Origin of the sequence: Paenibacillus sp. IHBB 3054 (genome assembly GCF_051594305.1) — a bacterium.
In the GTDB taxonomy this organism is placed as follows: domain Bacteria; phylum Bacillota; class Bacilli; order Paenibacillales; family Paenibacillaceae; genus Paenibacillus_AQ.
In genome coordinates this window covers 1-8922 of record NZ_JBOFBG010000074.1, presented here as the reverse complement: position 1 = coordinate 8922, position 8922 = coordinate 1, and the positions used below count along the sequence as shown (strand labels likewise).

General features: G+C 41.6%; 9 protein-coding genes and 3 pseudogenes. 9 read left to right on the top strand and 3 right to left on the bottom strand.

Annotated elements, in window-relative coordinates:
• From ACQ76X_RS35350 to ACQ76X_RS35330, 5 genes and pseudogenes are all read left to right on the top strand, one after another.
• Positions 1 to 1337: RHS repeat domain-containing protein (locus ACQ76X_RS35350; protein WP_438498560.1), on the top strand; the 1337-nt coding region annotated here is incomplete at its 5' end.
• A gap of 17 nt (positions 1338 to 1354) precedes the next feature.
• Positions 1355 to 1747, top strand: a complete 393-nt coding sequence (locus tag ACQ76X_RS35345) for an epimerase (protein ID WP_438498559.1) — start codon at positions 1355 to 1357, stop codon at positions 1745 to 1747.
• Between the two features lie 241 nt (positions 1748 to 1988).
• Positions 1989 to 2417 carry an IS91 family transposase gene (locus ACQ76X_RS35340; RefSeq protein ID WP_438498561.1) on the top strand — a complete coding sequence of 143 codons (429 nt, stop codon included), beginning with the start codon at positions 1989 to 1991 and terminating at the stop codon, positions 2415 to 2417.
• Positions 2386 to 3075, top strand: a pseudogene (locus ACQ76X_RS35335) (transposase). The gene ACQ76X_RS35340 and the pseudogene ACQ76X_RS35335 overlap by 32 nt, the downstream one beginning before the upstream one ends.
• Positions 3038 to 3289 (top strand): hypothetical protein, encoded by a 252-nt coding sequence (locus ACQ76X_RS35330; protein WP_438498558.1) that lies wholly within the window; start codon positions 3038 to 3040, stop codon positions 3287 to 3289. The pseudogene ACQ76X_RS35335 and the gene ACQ76X_RS35330 overlap by 38 nt, the downstream one beginning before the upstream one ends.
• A 110-nt stretch (positions 3290 to 3399) precedes the next feature.
• Here the strand turns inward: ACQ76X_RS35330 and ACQ76X_RS35325 are convergent.
• Positions 3400 to 3984, bottom strand: a pseudogene (locus tag ACQ76X_RS35325) (SpoVR family protein); the annotation flags it as partial.
• 130 nt (positions 3985 to 4114) lie between these two features.
• Between ACQ76X_RS35325 and ACQ76X_RS35320 the strand changes: the two are divergent.
• A complete protein-coding gene (locus tag ACQ76X_RS35320; RefSeq protein ID WP_438498557.1) occupies positions 4115 to 4810 on the top strand; it encodes a hypothetical protein in 696 nt (231 codons plus the stop codon).
• 11 nt (positions 4811 to 4821) lie between these two features.
• Positions 4822 to 6561 carry a zinc ribbon domain-containing protein gene (locus ACQ76X_RS35315; protein WP_438498555.1) on the top strand — a complete coding sequence of 580 codons (1740 nt, stop codon included), beginning with the start codon at positions 4822 to 4824 and terminating at the stop codon, positions 6559 to 6561.
• Positions 6562 to 6670: 109 nt separating this feature from the next.
• Here the strand turns inward: ACQ76X_RS35315 and ACQ76X_RS35310 are convergent, their stop codons facing one another.
• Both ACQ76X_RS35310 and ACQ76X_RS35305 read right to left on the bottom strand, forming a co-directional pair.
• The gene (locus tag ACQ76X_RS35310; protein WP_438498554.1) at positions 6671 to 6811 is read right to left on the bottom strand and encodes a hypothetical protein; all 141 of its coding nucleotides are present in this window, start codon (positions 6809 to 6811) and stop codon (positions 6671 to 6673) included.
• A gap of 489 nt (positions 6812 to 7300) precedes the next feature.
• Positions 7301 to 7435 carry a recombinase family protein gene (locus ACQ76X_RS35305; protein WP_438498553.1) on the bottom strand — a complete coding sequence of 45 codons (135 nt, stop codon included), beginning with the start codon at positions 7433 to 7435 and terminating at the stop codon, positions 7301 to 7303.
• 542 nt (positions 7436 to 7977) lie between these two features.
• Between ACQ76X_RS35305 and ACQ76X_RS35300 the strand changes: the two are divergent.
• Both ACQ76X_RS35300 and ACQ76X_RS35295 read left to right on the top strand, forming a co-directional pair.
• Positions 7978 to 8100, top strand: a pseudogene (locus tag ACQ76X_RS35300) (helix-turn-helix domain-containing protein); the annotation flags it as partial.
• Positions 8101 to 8417: 317 nt separating this feature from the next.
• Positions 8418 to 8922, top strand: a 505-nt coding sequence (locus ACQ76X_RS35295; protein WP_438498552.1) for a hypothetical protein, incomplete at its 3' end; no start/stop codon positions are given.

Here is an 8922-nt window from a genome sequence, read left to right as displayed (position 1 = left end):
CGCAAATGAGCAGCTATGGTTACGACCCGCTGAATCGTCTGGTGTCCATTACCCGTCCGGATGGAAGCAGGATTGCATATACGTACGATGTGCGAGGAAATCGTCAGACCTTATCCGATACGAGTAATGGCAGTCCTGATACTACTGATACGAGTTATACGTATGATTTGCAGAATACCTTAACGGGAGTGACCAAGGGAGGTAAAGCGACAAGCTTTCAGTACTATGCCGATGGCATGCGCTACCTAAAGACCAATGGCAATACCCAGACGCAGGTGAACTATAATTTCCAGGGTCAGGTCATTTCGGAAGAGAAGATCGTCAGCGGAGTCTTTGTGGAACAAGCGAACTTTGTGCGTGGCGACCGGGTATTGGTGAAGAAGGATAAGAAGGCCTCGAAGGATTATTATTACCTGTATAATGGTCATGGTGACGTGGTGCAGATTGTCAATACGAGCGGAGAGGTCGTCAACAACTACACCTATGATGAGTGGGGTAATATTACCAGCCAAGTGGAAGGCACCTCTAACTCTTTCAAGTACACCGGAGAAGTATACGATACCGAAACCGGCCTTTACTATCTGCGTGCACGGTATTATGATCCGAGTATCGGGCGATTTATAAATGAGGATACGTATGAAGGGCAGATTGATAACCCGCTGAGTTTGAATTTGTATACGTATGTGAGTAATAATCCGTTGATTTATACGGACCCGACAGGACATTTTCAAACTGATGATTTTTGGTTGTTATCATCAAAGAATTTTGATGATATCATGTTCTGGTCGCAAGCGTACAAAAACGCAAAGAAAAAGGGTAGCGAATCGGGAATGGCATTTGCTCATGAACAAGCGGATTTGGTAAGAGACCAAAACTTGCTGGAAATGGCAGATGCAGTTGAGGCTCAAATTCAGCAAGAGATAGAGGAAGCTTATGCAGTAGCTGATATGGTAATAGAAAATATGTCTATTCAAGTTACAAAGGTTATAAAACAAAAGGGTAAGTACAAAGATGTGGGTGGTCATCATGTTCACGCAAAAGCTGGCTTCAAGGGTACAACTTATGATTCAAAAGAGGGGTTTGCAATAAGTCAACAATTCATTAAAGATAATGGTTGGGACCATCAATCAATGACAAATGAACAACGTAGGCTCTTTAAAGAGTTGAAGAGTAGCGGTCGACCTAATACGATGAGAGAACACTCAAGGATAGCGGTCGAAGCCTTAATGGCTGGTGGAGCAACTCGGCTAGAGGCTCGTTCATTTGTTGCAGAATCATTGCTAAACCTAAGAAATCAATATGTTAGAAATCCGTCGGGTATACCTTGGTACAAATGATAAGGAGGATATGAGGAATGACAGAATCAGATATGTTAAATAAGTTTGGTAAAATGCTGATAAGTCAGGTTAGAGATGAAACCATTGAACAATGGGAGAGAATTTTATCTGGACAAGTTAAGAGTAAACGAGCATTGAAAATTTACTCTGAAATCCAATTGGAATTTGATGAGCAAGCAAAGACTCTGGTTACTAACTTGCTAACTCAAGCAGTTGATTCTACATTGCATAATTTTCTATACATGTGTGAACAAGAAGATAATATAGATATTATATTCAAAGATGATGAGGATGGTGGGAATGTAGAAGAAATAAACATAAAGGAAGTGAGCGATGGATTAAGTGGCGAACTATATACTGAAGATGGTTGGATATTAAGTTACTCAACAAAGCCCTACGTAGAGCCCTGATAACTATCAGAGCGGTGATTTATAAATGAAGTTGAAATGTCGGGCATCCCTATAAATGTGCTCATTTTAATAAGTTAAAGTTTGAACCACATGTGAGTATATACTCCATGTGGTTTTTTTGTTGTTTAGGAGTAACTATTCAGGTGCCCGTCATAAAGTCAACACAAATAAGGGGTGCAGTGCACCCCATAGGAAAAAAATTAAATGGGAAGAGCAACATCCCCTTTTAAGCACAGACTGAATACTTTCGAGCACTGGAAGGGAATGTTTTTTAGAGTGGATAGGAAGCCTCGTATACGGCAAGTTTATTTGCTTCACATGTAAAAGTCGATTTTGTCATGGATGCGGGAAGAAATATACGGATGAATGGGCAGAGAAGCAGCAAGAGCGAATCCTGAATGTACCTCATCGCCATATGGTATTTACGGTGCCACAAGAATTGCGTAACGTGTTCTTTCAAGACCGGAGGAAGCTAAATGAACTCAGCAACCAAGTCGCAAAAGTGATTCAGTATTACTACCGACGAAAGAATAAGAGCAAGAAATATGAGGTTGGGGTGATCACGGTCATCCATACATTTGGACGTGACTTGAAGTTTAATCCGCACATTCACGCCCTAATCACAGAAGGTGCGCTGGATGTGCATAAAGAATGGAAAATCATGGTATAAGCTACTGCTAGATTTAATGATGAAGTGGTTTCCGAAGGAAGAACGGGTAAACGCACTGGTGAATGAGCTCTACCAAAGATATACGCAGGGGTTCTATGTGAATGCGGAGCAGCGGATGAAGGATGCACGAGGAGCGGCAAAATACATTGGGCGATACTTGGCGCGTCCGGCGATTGCAGAATACCGGGTGGTGAGCTACGACTACCACAAGGTGCATTACTGATACGAGGATCACCGAACGGGCAAACGGGTAGATGTGGTGTCACCGGTAATGAAGTTTATTTACGATCTGGTACAACATATTCCACCGAAGCATTTTCGGATGGTGGGACGGTATGGGTTATACAGCCGTGGGAAGAATAAAGAGTCGCAGCAGGTGATTAACCTATGGCGGTACATGGTACATAAGCAGATTGAGATGACATTTCCAATGGCACCCAGGAAGAAAAAAACGTATCGTCAGCGGATGATAGAGACGTATGAACGAGATCCACTAAGATGTCCCTGCTGCAAGCACCAGATGCTGCTTGTGGTGATTTGGCATGCAGAATATGGGCGAATCTATTATTATGATGAACAGCGAGAGTATGAAAACCAAAAGAAATGGGGAATGAGGAAACATGAAAAAAACACAAGATCCAGAGAACGAGCAGGATAAACTAAGTGAAGTGGATCTGTGGAATCCATGGGAAGAAGAGGAGCCAGAGGTATGGATAGACTACGTTTGTGTGGAATGTGGGATGATGGACCCTGTGCCTGAATTTATAGTGGCCGAGTGTTCGTATGAACTGGAGGCCAGAGAATCCCCGGAGTTTTTCTGTCCAGCTTGTAATGGAACCTTAGTGAGAAAAGAAGAGCCAGCGGACAAATGACCGCTGGCTAGAAAGCTTATTCACCCGTTAGGGTGATTTTGTTCTTAGGATCGCCTGCAGCTATGTGCAGGCGACCTTACATTATAGAAAGCAAAGCTGCTACCAATCGATTACACAAACTTGCGCTGCACCTTTTTACCGTCATAGGTAAAAAGGGCTTTTTTGTCTTCCACCACGGTTTGGAGATTCACGGTCCGGCCCCACAGTGCATAGATATGCGGGAGCGTGCGTTCCAGGTATTTCAGGTCCAGCTCGATGCTCTCGTAACGGTGGGCGATCAACAGCTCGCCATTGCGCTCATAGTCGGCATCCTGGACAACAAGGTAGGGAGAGCCGCCGTTGACCCGGGCAAGCACAAGCTGGTCGTGCACATTTTCCCAGGCCTTGTCGGTGATTTTCCATTCCGGGCCTTTTTTCTCAAAGACATAGAGGTCGAGGTCATTGACCAGCTCTTTGGACAGGTAGCTGCGGATAAATGAAATGTCCGAATCCAGTTCGCGCACCTCAAACATTTTGTCGCGGTCCCAGCGGTGTTCGATGTCTTCAAAGATTTTGAGCCCCAGATAGTAAGGGTTCAGGCTCTGGCGCGAAGGCTGCACGACTGAGGAATTGAGCTTCGAGTATTCAATGGTTTCCTCCGGAGTCAGGTCCAGCTCGCGCATGATCCGCTGATGCCAGTAGGAGGCCCAGCCTTCGTATTGCTAAGGTGCTAGCTGGGGTATATAGAAAATTTTATGAAGGAGTGTGATTTCTCGAAGTAAAAATATTCAATTCTTGTTATAATCTCATTGGGTAGGAGGAAAAAAAGGGAAGAGGTGAGTTAACTTGGATGCTAAGAAAAGTGTCACTATCTATCAAGAGTTACATAAGAAGTTTAGATCGAATTTTACCAAAGCTTTAGAAAATGAATCAGAGCTTGTTGCTCGTGTTGAAATTAAGGCAAGATCATTTGCAATATTTGGGCAAATTATTAGTCAAGAGAATTCACTTGAATTACATCAAATAGAGATAATCTCTATATTCGACGAGCTTTTTTCTGATATTTCCATAGGAATTTATTTTGCCGCTTGTTCTTTAGAAAACCCTGCAAAAATACAACTCAGACGTGTTCTCGAACTTGGAATAGCTGTGGTTTACCTTTGGGATATGCCACATGTGTTTTGGGGGTGGAAAAATCACGATAATGACTTGAACTTTAATGACATGTTAGAACATTTTTCAAAGGAGGGTTACAAGGCATTTATTAAGACATTAAACACAAGTTATAATGATGAAGATATAATTCATTACAAAAGTGCAAAGAGACTATATAGAGTTTTGAGTAATACTGTACATGGGAAAATTACTACATTTGAATCTAATTTACCTAAGAGATACGCTCACCAAACGGAAGATTGGCGATTATTTCTGGAGATGGCTGAAGAGGTTGAAGATATATTGTTGGATCTATGGAATAAAAGACTAAATAACTTTATTCCAGAGCTACATAAACAAGTACCAGTACTCCCAACTTTAATATAGCAGGTGAAAAGATGACTAATGCAATTCAAGACACAGATTTACTTCAAGCAGCTCGTTGCGAGGACCTAATATATGATCAAATTGAGGATTTGACAGTTCTTGGAGAATTCGAAAGAAAAACAGTCGATACTTTAAAACAAAGTGGCGCTCACTTATTAATGGGAGCCAGAGGTGTCGGAAAATCAATGCTTTTAAAACAAGCAGAAATTGAATTGGATAATGATTTTCATAACTCTAGAAAAATTGCTGTATACGTAACATTCAAAACTAGTACATTACTAGAAGGTGTTAAGGCTGAGGAAAGGGATGCTTTTCAGGTTTGGGTTGGTGCTAAAATACTCCAAGCACTTCATGACAAGCTTACCTTACTAAATTTAATTGGGCATGAAGGAAGTACGGACCCCTATTACAGAATATTTGGAATTGAATCAGCCCTTGGTACTAAAACAATGCTTCAGGAGAAAATCCATCAATTACAAAAACTATCTGTTGCAGTAGATAAGGAAAAAGTTATAAGCGCTATAGGTGATAACTTTCTGGATAGAGTTAATGATGTAAGCTTTATCAATGAAATAATTAGAGATGTTATCGGTGAATTTAATATTGAAAAATTAATCTTCTTGTTTGATGAAGCAGCACATACATTTATTCCTTCACAGCAAGAAATTTTCTTTGAGATATTTAAGTTACTACACGGAGGGCCGATTGCAGTAAAAGCGGCTGTTTATCCTAGCGTAACATCATATGGAAGGAATTTTGAAGTGGGGCATGATGCAATTGTGCTACCCATGGATAGATATGAAACAGGTGAGATCGGACGAAGGAACAATAGGAAGTTATTTAGAGAGCTTCTGGACAAGCGGCTTCCGCATCAAAGTCAGTTAAGAAAGAAAATTTATCAGAAGGGAGAAATTCTAGATAACTGCATTGATTTATCAACGGGTAATCCTAGAGCGTTTTTACATTTATTGGTTAGAACTTTAGATAAGGGCTTTACAGATCGAGCTTTGTTACTCTCAACGCAAGAGTTTGTCGATCAAGAGTTACTTCCGTATCACAACAGTTTAACAGTTCGTTTGCCAAAGTATTCAAATCATATAAAAATTGGTATTGATCTGTTGCGCTCATATATTATTCAAGAAATCAGGGAAAAAAACTTGCGTGAAAGAAAAAATAAATACCAATCTGCATTTTTTACGTTTCCTAGAGATATATCACCAAATTTAAAACTTGCATTGGATATTCTTTGCTATTCAGGCGTTCTAACAAATAAAGGTACTATAAAAATTGCAGATAGAAAAACTGGTCAACGGTACATGGTGCATTTAGCTTTGCTGACAACAGAAAAAGTATTTACATCTTCAAACATTAATGAATCACTTGGAAGTATAAGTTTAACCGACTATCGAGAATTCAATTCAAATGATTCCATAATTGATAACTATTTACTTCAACTTAAAGAGTTGTCCGAGAAGTGTTCTGGTTGTAATAGAGATTTACCACCGAATGCAAAATTTTGCTCCGAGTGTGGAAAAAAAGTTGAGCCTACATCGATAATAAGTAGTTTACTTGAGGAGCCTGTCTTTAAACTGCCTATCGCAAATTTTTTGTGTACTTTAGTAAGACCATATTATCCAAGGGTAGGGGATATTATTCAAGCTTCCCGTGAAGAGTTGATGACAATAAAGTGGATTAAGGATGTGCGTTCAAGGATTATAAAGAATGCTGCGGATGAGTTTGTATCTGGATGATAATACATTAATTAAAATAATGGAGTATAAATTGGAGCTGCCAGTTGATGGTGGCTCTAAATCTTTTAAGTATCTCGCTTTTATAGTTGATTCCAAATCCAACCTATATTCAACTCCCCCTCCCCCGAACCAACACCTTCGAAACCAACGTCCTAAGCAACCCTGGCTCAAGCATTACTTTCAGCTCTTCCACCTGTATCTTCTCTACCTGTTCATTTGAACTCTGATTCTCCTGAATTATCTTTTCCATCCGCTACTCCTCCTCGGTAAGATCCTGCAATTCAATCAGTCCAGCAGTATAGGCTTGGACCTTTCGCTAATAATGGTTTTTGACTGTGGGGATTTGTTGATCACCACGGCTGCTGTGGTTGCTAAGTGCTTTTTCAACGAGATAAGGAACTAGGTCACGGCTAAGTGAATCAGACAATCCTGCTAAACCATGCAAAAACCAGGACTCCATTTCGTCTGCTTTGTACTGCTTACTTGTACATGTTCCTTTGTTCTTATTCGCAGACCAATGGTATTCGCGGTGACGTCTGTCGCGGGACCCTGACCATCCATTACTCATCCCCGATCCGCATTCCACATTTCAGTATGCCCCCTAGCAGATGAGTGCTGGTCTGAGCGCGGAGGGCTATGCTCGGTCTGTTAAGTTTGCTCTCCCGCACCCTTTTCCAAGTGTTCTTGTCGATAATGGCGGGTAGGCAATCGTCAATGACAATCCAAGCTTTATCGTCCATTAGTTCTTTTTTTTGCTTGAATGCACGCGATTCCATACAAAAGTGCCTTTATATACAGGATTAGTCAGCAACAGTTTAACGGAACGAATTGACCATTCCTTGTTGTGCCTGGAAGGGATATTTTCTTCGTTCAATTTTTTTTACGATAGCGAAGAATCCCAGACCCTGAGAGAGGTATAAATTATACACTTGACGTAGCATTCAAATATTATGTGTAAAATTTAGATATTGCTTAACAAACAAGGTAGGGGAGGTATAACCGAAAGGGAAAGCCAAGCCGAAGGGCTGCGAGATGGCGGATCGTTCCGTAGTAGTGAGTAAGTCCGCCAATGAAAGCTGGTAACAGACTGGAGGAGAAAATCCGGATGAGTATGCGCCTGGAATTTTTTTCTATAAACTAGGATGCGTATGAAGGGCAGATTGATAATCCGCTGAGTTTGAATTTGTATACGTATGTGAGTAATAATCCGTTGATTTATGCAGACCCTAGTGGGAACAAAGCTTGGTTAATTCATGGTACTTGGTCATTGAGTTATACTTTTCTAAGATCAATATTGAACGGAGAAATACTCCATGTCTTTTGTTTCAAAAAAGAATCGCTAATGCTCACGGATGTTGAACGCGAAACGTTAAAGCGTATTAGCAGTGCTCGTTCGAGGAATTCCGTAGAGTCGAGCGAGCACGCATGCTTCTGGCTTACTCTGATGGGAGGAGCATCCCCAAGACTGCACAGTTGCTCGGCACAACGGTGTCCAAAGTAAGTCGATGTATTGAAGAGCAACACCTAACAAAATTATAATAAATTCAGAAGAGCTGCATTTGCGCAGCTCTTTTGTTGTTCATACATAAGGCATTCTAGGATATGCTTTATAGAGGCTTTGGAGAAATACATACTTTTTTAGCACGTTCTTCGAACGATTTACGTGCCCAAAGAGTGTAGGATCATATTGTAAGAAAATTAAAAAGGGAGGTAGGGCATCATTGCATATTGTACTTTTAGGGATCAAACCTGAACTTAGTGATCCGTGTTTCAGATTTCATGAGTGCGGAACGTGCGAGGAAGCACAAGAAGTATCATCTATTATTAAGCCCAAAATAATCCTGGTGTATGAAGATTTGGCCCAGGAATTCCTACCGTTCGCCCTGAGTTTAGCTGTGAAGATGGTGGTGATTAGTGAGGCTTATCCGTTGTCACTGACAGCGGTGCGGAGCTGGACTGCACTCGGAGCGGCAGATGTGTGGTCTAACCGGGAATGGCCAGCACGGCTCCGGGATTCCGTGGATGAGCAGAAGGTCAACGCTTCCGGGACGACGATTCATGAACACAGCGAAATGAATAGAGCTGGGGAACGAACGGTGATTGCGGTAGGGAGTGTCTTTGAAGGCGCTGGAAGCACCCATACCGCCTTGCTCATTGCGGAGTACCTGGCACGGGTCTCCAAAACGAAAGTGGCCGTGTGGGAAGGCGGAAGCCATCCTTGCTTTTCTTTTTTGGAGTATATCAGGCAAGGAGAATTTTCGAGTAGCCCCCGTTATGAAGTCAACTCGTTGTCCCTGTTCAAGGGAGAGTTATCGGAGCATTGGGTACACTCACTGATGAATGAATATCGGTTTACGGTTT

Bases quoted from the DNA above. Each gene is read 5' to 3' on its own strand.
- ACQ76X_RS35345 (WP_438498559.1), top strand. From the start codon at position 1,355: ATGACAGAATCAGATATGTTAAATAAGTTTGGTAAAATGCTGATAAGT.
- ACQ76X_RS35330 (WP_438498558.1), top strand. From the start codon at position 3,038: ATGAAAAAAACACAAGATCCAGAGAACGAGCAGGATAAACTAAGTGAA.
- ACQ76X_RS35315 (WP_438498555.1), top strand. From the start codon at position 4,822: ATGACTAATGCAATTCAAGACACAGATTTACTTCAAGCAGCTCGTTGC.
- ACQ76X_RS35310 (WP_438498554.1), bottom strand. From the start codon at position 6,811: ATGGAAAAGATAATTCAGGAGAATCAGAGTTCAAATGAACAGGTAGAG.